Genomic DNA, 16,503 nt, shown 5'->3' on the forward strand with positions numbered 1-16,503 from the left:
GTAATTAGGGGGACTCCGCTCGGCGTTCAGCGCCGGTCCCATTGGCATTGCACCTGCGGCCCCGCCCGGCTGCTCGGCGTACAACGCCCCGACCTTCGGCCCACAACTCCCGCCCCACGCGAGACGTTATCCGACCTAAACCCCCACGTATGAAAGCCGACCAGCACGCCAACTTCGCTACCCAGTGTATCCACGGAGGATTAGAGCCCGACCCCCAGACCGGGGCGGTAATGACCCCGATCTACCAGACTTCCACCTACGCACAGTCAGCTCCCGGAGTCCACAAAGGCTACGAATACGCCCGTACCGGCAACCCCACCCGCGCCGCCCTGCAGAATAACCTGGCGGCCATCGAGCGCGGCGAACACGGCATCTGCTTCAGCAGCGGCCTTTCCGCCATGGATGCGATCATTCGGTTGTTCCAGCCCGGCGACGAGATCCTGGCCAGCGACGACCTCTACGGTGGCAGCTACCGTTTATTGACGGCCGTACTGGGCACCTTTGGCATTAAGAGTCGCTTCGTCGATATGCGCGATGCCGACGCCCTCGCTAAGCAGATCAAGCCCGAAACGAAACTGCTCTGGATCGAGACGCCCACCAACCCGATGCTTAATATCGTCGACATCGAGGCACTCACCACCCTGGCGAAGGAAAGGAACATCCTCACCTGCGTCGATAATACGTTTGCCAGCCCCTACCTGCAACAGCCCCTCGAACTCGGTGCCGACCTCGTGCTGCACAGCGCCACGAAGTACCTCGGTGGCCACAGCGACGTGGTGATGGGCGCCGTCGTTACCCGCGATGAAGACCTGGCCAAGCGACTTTATTACCTGCAGAATGCCGTGGGTGCCGTACCCGGCCCCCAGGATTGCTTCCTCGTCCTGCGCGGGATCAAAACGCTCCACTTGCGGGTACAGCGGGCCTGCGAGAACGCCCGGCGCATCGTAGAAGTGCTGCAGAACAACGACTTGGTCGCCAACGTCTACTACCCCGGCCTCGCCGATCACCCCCGCCACGAAGTAGCCGCCCGGCAAATGCGTGATTTCGGCGGAATGGTGAGCTTCGACCTGAAGGAGGACACCATGGAAGCAGCTACCCAGGTGATGAAGAACACTAAGTACTTCACTCTGGCCGAAAGCCTCGGCGGCGTAGAAAGCCTGATCGGTCACCCCGCCTCGATGACCCACGCCAGCATCCCCCGCGAGCAGCGACTGAGCGTCGGACTTACCGACAGCCTCATTCGCCTCAGCGTCGGCGTAGAGGATGCGGACGACCTGGTAAAGGATCTGGAGACCGCCCTCGCGGCAGCCGTCGGAGTAGCTGGCTAGGGAGTTAGAAATGTTGTGAGCCGACGCATGGCTTCCCGCAGTGCTTCCGGACTTACCCCGCTGTACACGATGCGGTACCATCCGGCCCGGGCCTGACCCAATCCGCCCGGTGCCGTGAGCAGTACGCCGGTGTGGTCGAAGATATCTCGCCAGAGCGCCTCGGATTTCTCCGGGGTGACTTCAGCCAGGAAGCGGGAGAAATCCGCCCATACGAACAGACTGCCCCGGGCCGGGGTGTACGGTACGTCGATTGCATCGAGTGCTTGGGTAACCGTCGTGTAAGCTTCGGTCAGTAGTGCTTTGTTGTTGCGTTGAAACGCAGTTACCCACTCGTCATCGTCGAGCAATTCCGCCAGTAGCCATTGCGTGAGGGTGCTGATCTGGTGGGGCGCATTGAAGTTGGTATAGGCACCGCGCAAGTCCTCGTTGCGGCTGTACAACAAGCCCACCCGGAAGCCCGAAATACCGAAATCCTTGGAGAAGCTGTACCACCAGTGGAGGTAGGGACAGTTCGCGCGCTCGAGCAGCGGTAAAAAGGAGGTATAGGCGGAAGTATTGGTAATGTCGGCGGCGTCGCGGGAAAACTGACTCAGCGCGTAGATCTCATTTACGACGAGGTGAATGCGATGGTCAATGCACCAGTCGGCAATGATCTCGAGTTGTTCACTGGAGTAGATCGCTCCGGTCGGGTTGTCCGGCTGGGTCAGGACCAGCATTCGGAACCTGTTCCCAAGTTTGGATAGTGCGCCATCCAGTTCCGCAACGGATAGGGGGTGAAAGGGACCATCGAACGAACCGGCGTAGTCGCGGATGTCGTAGCGTTCCAGTCCCGCTTTGCTGTTGATGTCCGGGAGATACGCCTGGTAAGCCGGTGCCGGAAACACCGCTACGTCACCGGGGTCGCCTAGCGCCATTGCCGTCAGTTCGATGACCGCCGTTGCTCCCGCGGACCCGTAAAAATGATCCGCCTTCAACTCCGTTCCCGCAATGTGCTTGCTCACGAAGCGAGCGACCGACTCCCGAAACTCGGGGTGACCGGCCAGGGGGGCATATGCAGCGATCCAGTCCGGCCACGCTTGGGTCGTAGCGATTTGGCGAAGCTTATCGCGGATCGCCTCCCACTGCAGTAAATTTTCCGCAATGCATAGCGTAATTGCCCCGTCGGGCTTGTCGGGTGCGTACAGGTTCTCCATTGCCCGGTCGAAAAGGGCGAAGTCGGGGCGCAGCGGCTCACTGGCCTTCTTCTCTCCTCTGGTAGATAGCATAGGGTTATTTTGGTCGTTGGGGAAGGGCTAAATTTCGAAATCAAGCGCCCGACGCAGCACCGCCGAATCGCGCTGTTGCACCAGCCGGTGGTAGGTTTCCTCATTGAAACTATAGAGGACGGCGGGACGGTGGGCCACGTTTTCCTGGCGACCGACCTCCTGCAGAATGCCGGTCTTCATGATGCGGGTCCGAAAATTGCGCTTGTTGAACTGGGGTACGCCGAGCACGGTTTCGTAGAGCGCCTGCAGTTCGGCCAGGGTAAATTCTCGCGGCAGCAGCTCGAAGCCGATGGGCTGATACCGCACCTTGGCCCGCAGCCGGGAGGTGGCCAGCTCGATGATCTCGGCGTGGTCGAAGGCCAACTCCGGTAGTTCGTGTAGCTTGAACCACTCGACCCGCGCAGCATCGGAAGCGGCTACGGCCGGGTGATCGGTGAGGTTGACCAACGCAAAGTAGGCCACGCTAATAACCCTGCCCCGCGGGTCGCGGCCCGGCGCGCCGAAGGTGTACAACTGCTCTACGAAAAGGTCCTTTACGCCCGTCTCTTCCTCCAGTTCGCGCAGGGCGCTTGCCTCCAGGTCCTCCTCCATATCGACGAAGCCACCCGGCAGGGCCCACTGCCCCTTAAAGGGTTCGCCACCGCGCTGAATGAGTAGCAACTTAAGGTCCCGACCGCCGTCGTAGCCGAATACGACCACGTCAACGGTAACGGAGGGGCGGGGGTGGGAGTAGGTGGGCAAGGGGGGTGGGATTTACAAATTACAAAGTTCGATGTTCAATGTACCATTTGGCGGGACGGCCGGCGGGGATAGCTAGTGATGCTCGTCGGCGGTTGGGGTGTGTGGGGTATCGCTCAGAATTTGCTTTTCGGCCAGCAGTTCGGGGGCGAGTCCGTAGATAAAATCGCCCATATCCGGTCGGTTCCACCGTTGCCAGTTGCTTATGGCGCGGTCGCGGGTGCGGTGTAGATCGGTGGGGCGGTGGATCATGGCACCATCCCGAAAGACCGGAACCAATAATTCCTGAGGGGCACCGGAAATTCGGTGGACGGTGCCGGATGCATCGACAACGCGGTTCGAGGGTTCGCCGGCCAGGGTGTTGTACAACTGACTGGCTACGGGGCGGTCGCCGTCGTAGTACCGGCGGACGGCAAGGCGACCGGGGTTGCTGGCTTTTTCAGCGGTATCGGAACGCTTCATCCGGGATTGCCAGTTCCCTCCTTCATCCTGAATGGCGGATAGTTTATACACTCCACCCAGGGCGGGCTGGTCGTAGGCGGTAGCAAGCCGGGTACCGATGCCCCAAATCCCGATCCGGGCACCCGCGTCCTTGAGTTCTTTGATGGCGTACTCGTCGAGACCGTCACTGGCGACGATCGCCGCATCGGGGAAACCGGCCTCGTCCAGTAAGCGACGGGCTTCGATGGAGAGTGCGGCCAGGTTGCCACTATCGAGACGAATTCCCTGCATCTCGTGTCCCTTCGCCCGCAGGGCCTTACCGATCTCGATGGCGTGGCGGGTCCCCTGTAGGGTGTCGTAGGTATCCACCAGGAAAATGGCGTTGTTCGGCATGGCATCCGCGTAGGCTGCAAAGGCCGTCAGCTCATCCGGAAACACCATTACCCAGCTGTGAGCGTGGGTGCCCCTGACGGGTATATCGTAGTAACGTCCGGCCCAGAGATTGCTCGTACCGTTGCAGCCACCGAGGTAAGCGGCCCGGGAAGCGGTCATTCCCCCGTCGATCCCCTGGGCACGCCGCAGCCCGAATTCGATGACCGGGTCGTCGCCCGCCGCGGCCCGAATACGAGCGGCCTTCGTAGCAATAAGGGTAGAGAAATTGATGACGGTCAGTAGGGCAGTTTCCAGCAGCTGGGCCTGGATCAGCGGTGCCTCGATGCGAAGCAGGGGTTCGTGGGGCAGGGCGATCTCTCCCTCCGGCACCGCATCGATGTCTCCCGTAAACTTGAGCCGTTGGAGGTAATTGAGGAAGGGTTCCCGAAAAAGAGGTTCACCGTTGCTGCCCTTCAGCCGGCCCAGGTACTGAACGTCGTCGGCGCTGAAGTGAAGCCCGCGAATCAGGTCGACCGCAAGGGGCAGGCCCGCCGCCAGGGCAAATTTGCCGTCGAAGGGCGGATTGCGGTAGAATAAGTGGAACACCGCCCGCCGCTCGTGAATCCGCTGCCGGTAGTAGCCGTACCCCATCGTGAGCTCGTAGAGGTCGGTAAGCATACCGAAATCCGGGCGATAGACCGCAGGCAGGTGGGAGGTCATTGGCTTAGTTTGAATCACAAACAAAGCTATGCTCAATTGTTCACTTCCCGGTTACGCGACCGCAAGGGGTGCCAGGGGCAACACGAAGTCCATCCACAGTAGGGGAGAGGGAGTTAACTGGTAGGTGAAGTCGATGGCCTCCAGCGGGTTCAGTTCATCGGGATAATCATCGATAATCTTAGGTATGGTAAGGCCACTTTCGTAATCGGTCAGTCCGATGGATCCGTACACGTCGATCAACGTGCGGATGGCGAGCGGACCGGGACGCGACGAAGGAGGCAGCATGGGTACCGGTAGTCGGACGGTCGGCCAATCGGTGGATTCTGGCTCCGCGCGGTAGGCCTGTAGGCTGGCCCGGTCAACGGTAAAGATGGTTCCCAGATCGGTGGCCACGGGCTGATCTTTCGTATCCTCCAGGACGGCCAGCCGGAGGGTGATCCGTTCCGGAATCATGATCGTTTCGGGCGGTAGTTGCGCCATCAGGTTCAGGGCAATGGGTACCTGCATCTCGTCGATCAGACAGTACTGCATGGTTTCACTGAGCATAATGTCGACCGGTAACTCCCCGGCAATGCGGAAGGTAGATGCGTCAGTCTGGATGACGTCAATCACGTAGCGCTCCAGGTCCAGGGCACTGAACAGTTGCCGTACGGCCAGAAAACTCGCATCGGTGATCTCCAGACAGGTAAACTGCAACTGCTCGGGAGTGAAGCGGGTCATCAGGGGCAGCGCCAGGGTAGCGAACGGACCCGTGCCGGCATAAAGGACGTGGACCGGCCCCGAACGGCGTACGATTACGTCCTGTACGGCCCGGTACAACCCACTGACGAAACGTTGCGTACGGATCAGGTCATCAACGCAGAGGGCGGCCCAGGTGGCACCGATGGCTACGCCGGTACCCGTATTGAAATGGTCGATGGCTTCGGCTCCGCCCAGATCGATGCCCGAGGCGGTAAGTAGCAGGTCACGGTACTCGTCGATCGTCTCCCGTAACAATTCTGGCCCGGTGGCATCATCCAGCAGTACATCGGTGATGGATGCCAGGGCTTTATATTGGTGCATTCAGTGCAATTGGCGAACGACCAAACGTGGCGGTAGCGCGTGGCGCAAAGGTACCCCTTCCCCCCGCAGCACGGCCGAATACTTTCCGAAGCGCACGAATCAGCCGCTGGGCGATCGCAGGCGGACTAGCCCAACGAGGAACAGCACCACCCAGGCAACCATGCCGATCCATAAGGTCGCCGCGGGTGGTAGCCAGGCCACGGGTAGCAGCAGGTGAACGGCCGGCAAGCCCGAATACCGGAGTGCCACATGCAAAAATGCCGCAAGGCCAACCGCTACGACCAGCCACCGCGGCAGGCCAGGGCGGTCCCGGAACCAGGGACGGCCGGACACCAGAAAGGGAAGGTAGACCACGGCATGGGTCAGGAAGTGGATGCCAAGCAACAGCGTAGTACTCAGGTGAAAAAGGCAAGCGGCGACGATCCAGATCCGCCAGCTGCGCGGTCCCACAAGTAAAAAGAAGAAGGGCGATAGTTCGAAGAGCACGGCCAGGTAGTCGAGGCACTCAAACCCATAGGGGGTGATCGATAACACGATATCCGCGGGTACCAGATTGTATTCCCCGAATAAACTGATATAGAACCAGTTCAAAAAACCACTCGTCCCGAGGTCAAAATCGATCCACCCCCGCGCCTTATAGTAGCCGGCCGTTAGCATTCCCAAACAAATGAACACGGCGGTCAGGGCCCCCGCCAACCAGTCGCGTCTCCACTCCCGATCGGGAAAAAGAGCCAGCCGGCAGCCCCAGTTGGATAACGAAAAGCAGAGCAGGGTAAGGGGAAACAGGGAAGCGTGGTCGATCTTCCCGAAACTGAGCTGAAACGAAGCGCCCACCAGGTAAGTAAGGGCAAGAACGACGGAGGCCAGTCTCGCCCGAATTCCGAGGGTCAGGCAGGCCGTCGCCATCACCATAAACAGATCGATGGTCATGGCACCGAACTTCCCCGGAAAATCGGTGAAGAGCCTGGCTAAACTCACCGGTGGGGGGTGGAAAAACCCCTGTGGCACCTCACTCAGCCACTGAAAGGTGGGGAGATAGACAAACAGCAAAAAGCACCCGATCATTATCCGGAGCTTAGACTGCGCCGTAGCAGTCAGGTGAGTCGCCATCCCTACTCGGACGAAAAACCAACGGGCCCAGGATTCAATGCAGTTCAATGCGGTATTCGTTGGTTGTTTCGACTTCATCCATTCCGTCTAGCCGACGGTTGTAGCGCAACAGCAGCTCCCGCACGATGATGGGTGTCGGTTCGCAGCCCTGCTCCAGCAGTTTATGCTGCAGCCATTCGGATAGCTCCGCCGACCCGTCGATCGTCGCTTGAGCGAAGATGCCCCGCCGAATCATCGGTCCAAAATACCTGGACGGCACGGGATCGAGCAGCAGGGCAAGATCGAGCGGCCGCAGCTCGCCGGAACGCAGATCGATGCCCGACAACTGAACGAGAGGGTGGCGGTACGCATCAATCTCGTTGGAGATGACCGAGCCACTTCCCGGCAAAATGAGGGCGGGGAAGGGTTCCCAGTACCGATTGTGAACTTTCAGCAGTAGGGGGACGAGAAACAGGAGCCCGATGATCGACGCCAGCAGGGTGTATCGGTAGCGGTATACGAAGGTCGGTACGATCATACTAATAGGATAAAGGAGCCCTTATTCCGGATACAGCAAATACCCCGAACGCATAGCACGGTACGCCGCCAGACCCGCCTCCCAGCTTTCGCGGATCTCCGCTTCCGATCGGCCCGCTTCGATCATCTTGCGCAGGCTATCGGTGCCGGCCAGCAGGTCGAAAAAGTCGGGACGGGTGAAGAAGGTCACGCCCTGGTCGGTAAGTATCCGGTACGTACTCAGCACGGGCGACAGGTCCAGTTGGGAACCCCGGTAAGTACCGGCTTCGGCGTTGCTGAGATCGAATCCGCGACACAACTGTCCGTTGAGTTTGGGATCGGCGGCACCCGGTCCCGGACGGGGCGTGAAGGTATCCGGTGCGGAAGCGAGTGCCGGGTGGCCGTACAGCTGAAATTGCCGGTCCGTCCCGCGCCCCACGCTCAGGGCCGTCCCCTCGAAAAAGCACAGGCTGGGGTAGAGATAAATGCTGCGCTGGTTGGGCAAATTCGGGGAGGGGGGCACGGGCAACTGGTAGACCGTCGAGTGCGTATAGCCGGGGGCAGGGATGACCGTCAGTTCGCACTGCAGTCCCTCACCCAGCCATTCTTCGCCGTTCACCATGCGGGCGTATTCGCCGACGGTAAGACCGTGTACGACGGGAATTGGATCCAACCCCACGAAACTTTCGAAACCCGGTTGCCGGATCGGCCCGTCCACGTAATGGCCGTTAGGGTTGGGCCGGTCGAGGACCAGGACGGGCTTGCCGTAGCGGGCGGCCGACTCCATTACGTAGTGGAGGGTGGAGATGTAGGTGTAAAACCGGGCACCCACGTCCTGAATGTCAAAAACGATCAGGTCGATATCGGCCAGGTCCTGCTCCGTTGGTTTCTTATTGCTGCCGTAGAGGGAGCGGATGGGCAGTCCGGTTCTGACGTCGACGCCGTCCTTGATCTGCGCACCGGCATCGGCATCCCCACGGAATCCGTGCTCGGGGGCGAAAATCCGGCGTACGTCCTGCCCGAGCGCAAGGAGGGTATCCACCAGGTGGGTGTTCTCTACGGTCGATGTCTGATTGACGACCAAGCCGAGCGTTTTCCCTTCCAGCTCCGGCAGGTAGCGGTCGGGGTAGAACGCGGCGGGGAACGCAGGAGCAATGGAATCCGGAACCGAGCTAAGGTCCTGGCTCTGGCCGGTTTGTGAAGCCAATTCACCGTGCTCTTCCCGGGGATCTCCGGCACCTGCGGCCCCGCCCGACTTAAAACAATTTGCGTTAAGGGTTAAGGAAAAACAAATTAATAGGTATACCTTGGCCATTCGAGTGCATTGAATGATGACCGCCGCGGGCGACGGAAGTGAGCTATGAGTAAGAGAGAATACGCGATCGTGGATATCGAGACGACGGGCAGTCGCGCCTCCCGTGCGCGCATTACCGAAATCGGCATCGTGATCTTCGACGGCGAAAAGGTAGTCGAAACTTACGAAACCCTGCTCGATCCGGAGCAGTACATCCCCGCCGGAATCGTGGAGCTCACGGGCATCACCCAGGAAATGGTGAAGGGGAAACCCAAGTTTTTCGAAGTAGCCAAGCGGATCGTAGAACTCACCGAGGGGCGCATTTTCGTGGCCCACAACGCGAAGTTCGACTACGGTTTCCTCCGCGAAGAATTCGGCCGACTGGGGTACACCTTCTCCCGCCGCAAGCTCTGTACGGTACGGCTGGCCCGCAAGTGCTTTCCCGGCCTCAAAAGCTACAGCCTGGGCAACCTGATCAAGCACTTCGGCATTACGGTCGACGCCCGCCACCGCGCCCTCGCCGACGCCGAAGCTACCACCGAACTGCTTGCCCTCTGCCTCGCCGGGGAAGACTGTGCCGAGGAAGCCAAACGGCTCATCAACCACGGCATCAAGGAAACCCGCCTGCCCAAGCAGATCAAGCTCGAGCAGATCATGGAAATCCCGGAGGAGACCGGCGTCTACTACTTCCACGATGTCAATGGTGACGTCGTGTATGTAGGTAAGAGCAACAACATCCGCAAGCGCATCGCCCAGCACTTCAACGACCATACCTCCAAGGGCAGCCGCATCGCCGAAAAGGTGGCTGACATCACCTACGAAATTACCGGCAGCGAACTGGTGGCCCTGCTCCTGGAAAGCGAAGAAATCAAGCGCCTACAGCCCCGCATCAACCGGGCACAGCGCGGCAAACGTTTCAGCCACGCTATCGTTAGCTACGTCAACGAACGCGGTTTCCGCTGCTTCGATGTGGTTCGCAATTCCGCCCAGGTCCGCAAGGAGCAGGATGTGATCAGCGAATACCCCTCCATCAGCCGGGCCAAGGGGCGCCTCAACTTCGTGCGCAAGCACCTCGAACTGTGCAGTGCGTTCACCAATATTTATCCCACCAAGTCCGCCTGTTTTCACTTCCACCTAAAGCAGTGCCGCGGCGGCTGTGCCGGTCACGAAGAACCCGAGGAGTACAACCTGCGCGCCGAAGAAGCCCGACTCCACCTCCGCAACGTCTTCGACGACGATTTCCTCCTCTTCGACACCGGACGCACCCACGACGAAGCCTCCGTCATCCTCGTCTCCGAAGGCAAGTACCAGGGATTCGGCTACATCGACAAGGAACAAAGCCACGACATCCACACCGCCATCGAAAGCGTCAAAAAAACCGTCACTTACCCGGATACGGCCCGCATCATCCAACGCTACGTCAGCGAAAAGGGGGGGAAGATGGTGAATTTGAGTACGGGGAAGGTAGTGAGGTAGTGCGGTAGGGGGTAGTACAGTAGTACAGTAGTATGGTAGGGGGTAGTACGGTAGTCACGGCTACAGAACCACCGTACTACTGTACTAAACTACTACCGTACTACTGTACTAAACTACTTTCTCCCAAACGGTATCCCCAACATCCTCCGAATGCTCTGGTGATCTTCTTCGTTCATGTGGGTGTCGACTCCGTAGACTAATTTTTGGTTGTCGAGCTCGGAGTAGGTGCCGAAGAGGCGGTCCCAGATGCTGAAGATGTTGCCGTAGTTGGTGTCGGTGTAGGGCAGTTGGTAGTGGTGGTGTACCCGGTGCATGTCGGGAGTGACGAAGACGGCGCGTAGGACCCGGTCGATTCCCTGCGGTACGGTGATGTTAGCGTGGTTGAACTGGCTAAGGATCACGCTGGCACTCTGATAAAGAAAGACCAGCCAGATCGGGGCGCCCAGGACGACGACGGCGGCGGTCGTAAAGGCGAAGCGGATGACGCTTTCTCCCGGATGGTGGCGGTTGGCGGTCGTGGTGTCGACGTTCTGGTCGGTGTGGTGGATCAGGTGGAAGCGCCAGAGCAGCGGCACACGGTGCTCCGTCCAGTGGGCGAGGTAAGCCCCGAGGAAATCCAGCAACAGCAAGCCGACAACGGCGGTGGCCCAGAGCGGCAGATTTACCCACTGCAGCAGGCCGAATTCATTGGCGACGGCCCACTGGCTTCCCTTTACCAAAATGAAGGCAAGCACGAAGTTGACCAGGATCGTCGTGAACGTAAAGAAAATGTTGATGCCGGCGTGGCGCCATTTTTTGTACTCGGCCGTGAAGAGGGGGACGGCGCTTTCCAGCAGCCAAAAAATGGTGAGCCCTCCCACCAGGATGAGGGTACGGTGGCTGCTTGGGATTGATTCAAAATAACTGATGATCGACTCCATAGCGAAAGTTACTCCTTTCGCCGATTACCTTCCGACCAGTAGCCGACGTGTGGTAAGAATGCGGCCGCGTTCGTTGGTCAGGCTGTACAGATAAGCGCCGCGGGGCAGGCCACTGACGTCAAGGGGCACCACGGCCTGGTTGCCGCTCGGCCGGAAGTGGGTAGCGGAGATCTTCCTGCCCAGTACATTGGTCAGGGTAAGGGTGTAGTTGCCGGGATCGAGCCCTTCTACCTCAAAGGTGGTACGTCCCCGGGCGGGATTTGGGTAGACTTTCACTTGCGCCTGCGCCAGGTATGGACCACCGACCGAGTTGGTCGCATCGCCGCGGATGAAAGTCATCCCGGTGGGCGTTCCTGATTCATCGGTAGTAACGGTGGCGACGGATTCTTTCTCGGAATTGGACCAGAAGTAATAGGTGGTCGTAGGGTCCTGGCTGCCGAAAAAGTTGGCTGTTTCCGGAACCTGCGCGCGGACGAGGGCCGTCACGTCGATGTAGGATAGGAAGCCGGTTTTTACCTCTATGGTCGTGTTTACGGTTTCGGTGCGGCGCTCCCGCAGTACTTCGTAGGTCTGTCCGTTTAGCGTGAGGGTACCGTAGGCGTCCACCTCGTCGATCCGGTTGCTGACGGAGGTTATCCGGATGGAGTCAACGTTGTTGAGCGCATCTCCCACCAATTGGAAGGCCTCGTCGGGTATACTGTCGCGAGGTACGGTAAGCACGTTACTGGTAATGGAGCTGAACTGGTCGCCGTAATTGAGGGGAGCTCTTCGTATCGCCCGGCCCGGGGAGACGGGGGCCGCGAAGCGGTAACCGGGAAAAAGCTGCAGGCTACCCCGAACGCCGATCAGTTCATACACCGATTCCGTTACCCGGTAAAATCCGGTAGTGGTGCCGTCAATTTCAACGGCCAGGGTCGCGTCCGTAAAGGTGGTGTCGCTGGCCATCTCGACAACCCGGGTGCGGGTAGAGGCTGCGGACTGCGTTCCGAAGTCCCACTGACGCGCCGCGCCTGCGGTGAGCAAATCAACGCTGAAGGTGCTGTCCGCCACACCGTAGTGCAGGGTATCGCCCGCCGCGGGGAAGTAGGCGTTGGTCAGGGTAACCTGCGCAAAGGCAGACATCGTCCCGAACAGGAGGAGCAAGTGAGTAAAAATTTTGAGCATACTGCCGATTTTCAGCGCGCCACTAAGTTAGTGCGTGGGCGTGGTACTTTGCACGACGCTCAGTTATTTAATGTGGTTACACCGACCGTTACCCCCGAATAGCGGCCAGCCAGCGATCCGCAGTTACCGGATCCCAGTCCTTGCGTCGGGCATAGTCGCGCTCCTGATCGGGTTGAATGCCCCGCACCGTAAAGTAACTGGCCTCCGGATGGCTGTAATACCAGCCGCTGACGCTGGCGGTGGGGTACATGGCATAACTCTCCGTCAATTTAATGCCGGTAGCTGCCTCCACGTCGAGCAGTTCCCACAACTTGGCCTTTTCGGTATGCTCCGGACAGGCCGGGTAGCCGGGTGCCGGTCGGATGCCCCGGTATCGCTCGGTAATAAGGTCGTCGTTCTCGAGTGCCTCATCGGGGGCGTAGGCCCAGAACTCGCGGCGGGTACGCAGGTGCAGTGCTTCGGCCAGTGCTTCGGCCAGGCGATCGGCGAGGGCTTTGACCATGATGGCGCTGTAGTCGTCGTGGGCAGCTTCGAAGCGGGCTACGTGCTCCTCAATCCCGATGCCCGCCGTAACGGCGAAGGCGCCGATGTAGTCCTGCTTGTCGCTATCCGCCGGGGCAATGAAGTCGGTAAGCGAAAGATTGGGACGCCCGGCTGCTTTTTTACTCTGCTGGCGAAGTTGGTGTAGCTCCACCGTCTTGTCCGTTGCCGTCACTCGCACCGTATCGCGGGACACGTCGGCGGTAGCGGGGAAGAAGCCGATCACGGCCGCGGCACGGAGCCATTTCTCAGCCACCACCTTATCCAGCATTTCCCGCGCCTCCCGGTACAGTTGACTGGCCTGTTCGCCCACCACTTCGTCGGTAAGAATGTCGGGGTACTTGCCCGCTAGGCCCCAGCTGGTGAAGAAGGGCGTCCAGTCGATGAAGGGGACCAGTTCCGCTAGGGGGTATTCGTCAAATATTCGGGTGCCGGTGAAGGTGGGGACGGGCGGATCATAATTTACCCAATCCAGCTTAAGGCCATTTTCCCGGGCCCGGCCGATGGGTAGGTACTTCTTGTTTGACTGCTGACCGGCACGGTGCACCCGCACGCGTTCGAACTCGGCCGTGATGCCATCGAGGTAAGTGCGACGACTCTCCGCATCCTCGTTGAGCAGCTCGCTGACTACGGTAACCGCCCGGCTGGCATCGAGGACGTGAACGGTGGGACCGCCGTAGTTCGGCTCGATCTTGATGGCGGTATGGGTCTTGCTGGTGGTTGCCCCGCCGATGAGCAGGGGGGTCTTCAGGCCGCGGCGCTCCATCTCCGTGGCTACGTTGACCATTTCGTCGAGGGAGGGGGTTATGAGTCCCGACAGGCCGATTACGTCTACCTTCAGCCGGTCGGCCTCGTCCAGGATCTTAATGGCCGGCACCATGACTCCGAGGTCGTGGATCTGGTAGTTGTTACAGGCGAGCACTACGCCGACGATGTTTTTGCCGATGTCGTGTACGTCTCCCTTTACCGTAGCAAGGAGGACACTGCCTTTGAAGCGGGACTGCTCTTCAACCATTTCCCCCTGCTCCTGCGGCCCCGCCAGTTCCCGCTCCTCCTCGATGAAGGGCTGTAAGTAGGCCACGGCCTGCTTCATGACGCGGGCGCTTTTGACTACCTGGGGAAGAAACATTTTGCCCGCGCCGAAGAGGTCGCCGACGACGTTCATGCCGTCCATCAACGGACCTTCGATGACGTGGAGAGGCCGGGGGTACTGCTTGCGGGCCTCTTCCGTATCCTCGATGATGTACTCCGTAATGCCGCGGACGAGGCTGTGCCGCAGGCGCTCCTGCACGCTGCTCTCGCGCCATCCCAGGTCGCGCTGTACGGTGCGGCCGCCCACCTCCTTGAGGGATTCGGCGAACTCCATGAGGCGGTCGGTGGCGTCGTTGCGGCGGTTGAGGATCACGTCTTCGACGAGCTCCAGTAAGTTCTTGGGGATGTCTTCGTAGACCTCGATGAGGCCGGCGTTGACGATGCCCATGTCCATACCGGCGCGAATGGCGTGGTAAAGAAAGGCCGAGTGCATGGCCTCGCGCACCACGTCGTTGCCGCGGAAGGAGAAGCTTACGTTCGAAACGCCACCGCTGACCTTCACCCCCGGGCAGAGGGTCTTGATCTGGCGGGTGGCCTCGATGAAGTCTACCCCGTAGTTGTTGTGCTCGTCGATGCCGGTGGCGATCGCGAAAATATTGGGGTCGAAAATGATGTCCTGGGGGTCGAATTTTGCTACCTCGGTCAGTAGCTTATAGGCGCGTACGCAGATGTTGACCTTGCGCTCGATGGTATCGGCCTGTCCCTCCTCGTCGAAGGCCATGACCACCGCCGAGGCACCGTAGCGGCGAACCAGCCGGGCCTGGCGCAAAAATTCCTCCTCGCCTTCCTTCATGCTGATGGAGTTGACGATGCATTTGCCCTGCACGCACTGCAACCCGGCCTCGATCACTTCCCACTTCGACGAGTCGATCATTACGGGCAGTTTGGCAATGTCGGGTTCGGCCATGACGAGGTTGAGGAAGGTGGTCATGGCTTCCTTGCTGTCGAGCAGGCCCTCGTCCATATTGATGTCGATCACCTGGGCACCGCCTTCCACCTGGTCGCGGGCGACGTCGAGGGCGGTGGGGTAGTCGCCGGTCTTGATGAGGCGGGCGAATTTGCGGGAGCCGGTCACGTTGGTGCGTTCGCCGACGTTGACAAAGTTGGTTTCCTCGCGTATCTCGAGGGGTTCCAGTCCGCTGATGCGGGTATTTATCGAGCGGCCGTTGAGGGGGCGGGGGCGCAGGTCCTGGGTTGCCCGGGCCATGGCAGCAATGTGATTTGGTGTGGTGCCGCAGCACCCTCCGATCATATTGACCAATCCACTGGCCGCGAATTCACGGATGTACTCCTGCATCTCCTCGGCGTCCTGGTCGTACTCACCCATTTCGTTGGGGAGGCCGGCGTTGGGGTAGGCGTGGACGTAGCATTCGGCGATCCGGGAAAGCGAAGCCAGGTGGGAGCGCATTTCCTTGGCTCCGAGCGCGCAGTTCAGTCCGATGCAGAGCGGGTTTGCGTGGGCCACCGAGATGTAAAAGGCTTCGACGGTCTGGCCGGACAGGGTGCGGCCGCTCGCGTCGGTGATCGTACCGGAGATGATGACGGGCAGGTTGATGCTGCGCTCGTCCCGGACTTCCTCCAGGGCGAAGATGGCGGCCTTGGCGTTGAGGGTGTCGAAGATGGTCTCGATGAGGATGCAGTCGACCCCACCGTCGACAAGTCCTTCCATCTGGGTTTTATAGGCCGCGGCCAGTTGGTGGAAGGTAATGGCCCGGTAGCCCGGGTCGTTCACATCGGGGCTGATGCTGAGCGTCCGGTTGGTGGGACCGATCGCGCCGGCGACGTACCGGGGTTTATCGGGAGTTGAATACTTGTCGGTTGCTTCCCGGGCTACCCGGGCGGCGGCCTTATTGAGTTCGTAGATACAATCCTGGGTGCCGTAGTCGGCCTGCGCGATCGAGGTGCCGCTGAAGGTATTGGTCTCGATGATGTCGGCACCGGCGGCCAGGTAGGCCTCGTGGATCTCACGGATCACGTCGGGCCGCGTGAGTACGAGGAGGTCGTGGTTGCCCTTCAGGTCGCTGGGGTGGTTGTCGAAGTGGCCACGCCGGTAGTCTTCCTCCGTGAGCTTATATCCCTGAATCAGGCTGCCCATCGCGCCATCCAGCACCAGAATGCGCTCGGCGAAAATTTCGGAGAGTGGGGGACGGTTCATGGGGTATAATTTAAGCGGGCAAAGATCGTGAATTTCTGGCTAGCACCGACCGCGGCCAGTAAGTAGTTTTCGATGGTTTTCCGGTGGCGGGGTGGTATACCGGTGGTTACCTGGTCTACCGGTTGGACGGGGTACCCCCATCCAACCGGGTGCCCCCGTCGGACCGCTGTAGTAAACACCGGTGACATTTCCAAACGATAGATAGAATTTGGGTGATGCCTGAACCCCGTCGGCGATTTGAAATGCCGGACGGGGGCACCCCGTCCGACGGGTTAAGCGGTCCGACGGCTATAGCCGTCGGACCGCTTGAATACTCCCAAAAAATGAATAA

General features: G+C 59.9%; 12 protein-coding genes. 2 read left to right on the forward strand and 10 right to left on the reverse strand.

Annotated elements, in window-relative coordinates:
* Positions 1 to 149 precede the first annotated feature (149 nt).
* The gene (locus GGR28_RS12295) at positions 150 to 1,328 is read left to right on the forward strand and encodes a cystathionine gamma-synthase (RefSeq protein WP_183496101.1); all 1,179 of its coding nucleotides are present in this window, start codon (positions 150 to 152) and stop codon (positions 1,326 to 1,328) included.
* On the opposite strand, the gene GGR28_RS12300 is transcribed toward GGR28_RS12295, so the two are convergent.
* The 7 genes from GGR28_RS12300 to GGR28_RS12330 all read right to left on the reverse strand — a co-directional run bounded on the left by GGR28_RS12300 (position 1,325) and on the right by GGR28_RS12330 (position 8,738).
* Positions 1,325 to 2,593, reverse strand: coding sequence for an aminotransferase class I/II-fold pyridoxal phosphate-dependent enzyme (locus GGR28_RS12300; RefSeq protein WP_183496102.1), 1,269 nt, complete (start codon positions 2,591 to 2,593; stop codon positions 1,325 to 1,327). The genes GGR28_RS12295 and GGR28_RS12300 overlap by 4 nt on opposite strands.
* A gap of 27 nt (positions 2,594 to 2,620) precedes the next feature.
* Complete coding sequence (locus tag GGR28_RS12305) at positions 2,621 to 3,334, reverse strand: NUDIX hydrolase (RefSeq protein ID WP_183496103.1); 714 nt, start codon at positions 3,332 to 3,334, stop codon at positions 2,621 to 2,623.
* Between the two features lie 72 nt (positions 3,335 to 3,406).
* Positions 3,407 to 4,864, reverse strand: coding sequence for a nicotinate phosphoribosyltransferase (locus tag GGR28_RS12310; protein ID WP_246416693.1), 1,458 nt, complete (start codon positions 4,862 to 4,864; stop codon positions 3,407 to 3,409).
* A gap of 51 nt (positions 4,865 to 4,915) precedes the next feature.
* A complete protein-coding gene (locus GGR28_RS12315) occupies positions 4,916 to 5,926 on the reverse strand; it encodes an SAM-dependent methyltransferase (RefSeq protein WP_183496104.1) in 1,011 nt (336 codons plus the stop codon).
* A 99-nt stretch (positions 5,927 to 6,025) separates the two neighbouring features.
* Positions 6,026 to 6,991 carry a hypothetical protein gene (locus GGR28_RS12320; protein WP_183496105.1) on the reverse strand — a complete coding sequence of 322 codons (966 nt, stop codon included), beginning with the start codon at positions 6,989 to 6,991 and terminating at the stop codon, positions 6,026 to 6,028.
* A gap of 79 nt (positions 6,992 to 7,070) precedes the next feature.
* The gene (locus tag GGR28_RS12325) at positions 7,071 to 7,553 is read right to left on the reverse strand and encodes a hypothetical protein (protein ID WP_183496106.1); all 483 of its coding nucleotides are present in this window, start codon (positions 7,551 to 7,553) and stop codon (positions 7,071 to 7,073) included.
* Between the two features lie 21 nt (positions 7,554 to 7,574).
* The gene (locus GGR28_RS12330) at positions 7,575 to 8,738 is read right to left on the reverse strand and encodes an exo-beta-N-acetylmuramidase NamZ family protein (protein ID WP_246416695.1); all 1,164 of its coding nucleotides are present in this window, start codon (positions 8,736 to 8,738) and stop codon (positions 7,575 to 7,577) included.
* Between the two features lie 153 nt (positions 8,739 to 8,891).
* On the opposite strand from GGR28_RS12330, the gene GGR28_RS12335 reads away from it, so the two are divergent.
* Positions 8,892 to 10,301 carry an exonuclease domain-containing protein gene (locus GGR28_RS12335; RefSeq protein ID WP_183496108.1) on the forward strand — a complete coding sequence of 470 codons (1,410 nt, stop codon included), beginning with the start codon at positions 8,892 to 8,894 and terminating at the stop codon, positions 10,299 to 10,301.
* 113 nt (positions 10,302 to 10,414) lie between these two features.
* On the opposite strand, the gene GGR28_RS12340 is transcribed toward GGR28_RS12335, so the two are convergent.
* The 3 genes from GGR28_RS12340 to metH form a co-directional block, all read right to left on the reverse strand.
* Positions 10,415 to 11,221, reverse strand: a complete 807-nt coding sequence (locus GGR28_RS12340; RefSeq protein WP_183496109.1) for a sterol desaturase family protein — start codon at positions 11,219 to 11,221, stop codon at positions 10,415 to 10,417.
* 24 nt (positions 11,222 to 11,245) lie between these two features.
* Positions 11,246 to 12,385, reverse strand: a complete 1,140-nt coding sequence (locus GGR28_RS12345; protein ID WP_183496110.1) for a T9SS type A sorting domain-containing protein — start codon at positions 12,383 to 12,385, stop codon at positions 11,246 to 11,248.
* An 88-nt stretch (positions 12,386 to 12,473) separates the two neighbouring features.
* Complete coding sequence (gene metH / locus GGR28_RS12350; protein WP_183496111.1) at positions 12,474 to 16,172, reverse strand: methionine synthase; 3,699 nt, start codon at positions 16,170 to 16,172, stop codon at positions 12,474 to 12,476.
* Between the last annotated feature and the right edge of the window lie 331 nt (positions 16,173 to 16,503).

The sequence above is a fragment of the Neolewinella aquimaris genome, from assembly GCF_014197245.1.
Classification (GTDB): domain Bacteria; phylum Bacteroidota; class Bacteroidia; order Chitinophagales; family Saprospiraceae; genus Neolewinella; species Neolewinella aquimaris.

Coding starts and splice junctions, on each gene's coding strand:
- GGR28_RS12295 (WP_183496101.1), top strand. CDS start 150: ATGAAAGCCGACCAGCACGCCAACTTCGCTACCCAGTGTATCCACGGA.
- GGR28_RS12300 (WP_183496102.1), bottom strand. CDS start 2,593: ATGCTATCTACCAGAGGAGAGAAGAAGGCCAGTGAGCCGCTGCGCCCC.
- GGR28_RS12310 (WP_246416693.1), bottom strand. CDS start 4,864: ATGACCTCCCACCTGCCTGCGGTCTATCGCCCGGATTTCGGTATGCTT.
- GGR28_RS12315 (WP_183496104.1), bottom strand. CDS start 5,926: ATGCACCAATATAAAGCCCTGGCATCCATCACCGATGTACTGCTGGAT.
- GGR28_RS12320 (WP_183496105.1), bottom strand. CDS start 6,991: ATGATCGGGTGCTTTTTGCTGTTTGTCTATCTCCCCACCTTTCAGTGG.
- GGR28_RS12325 (WP_183496106.1), bottom strand. CDS start 7,553: ATGATCGTACCGACCTTCGTATACCGCTACCGATACACCCTGCTGGCG.
- GGR28_RS12335 (WP_183496108.1), top strand. CDS start 8,892: ATGAGTAAGAGAGAATACGCGATCGTGGATATCGAGACGACGGGCAGT.
- GGR28_RS12340 (WP_183496109.1), bottom strand. CDS start 11,221: ATGGAGTCGATCATCAGTTATTTTGAATCAATCCCAAGCAGCCACCGT.
- GGR28_RS12345 (WP_183496110.1), bottom strand. CDS start 12,385: ATGCTCAAAATTTTTACTCACTTGCTCCTCCTGTTCGGGACGATGTCT.
- metH (WP_183496111.1), bottom strand. CDS start 16,172: ATGAACCGTCCCCCACTCTCCGAAATTTTCGCCGAGCGCATTCTGGTG.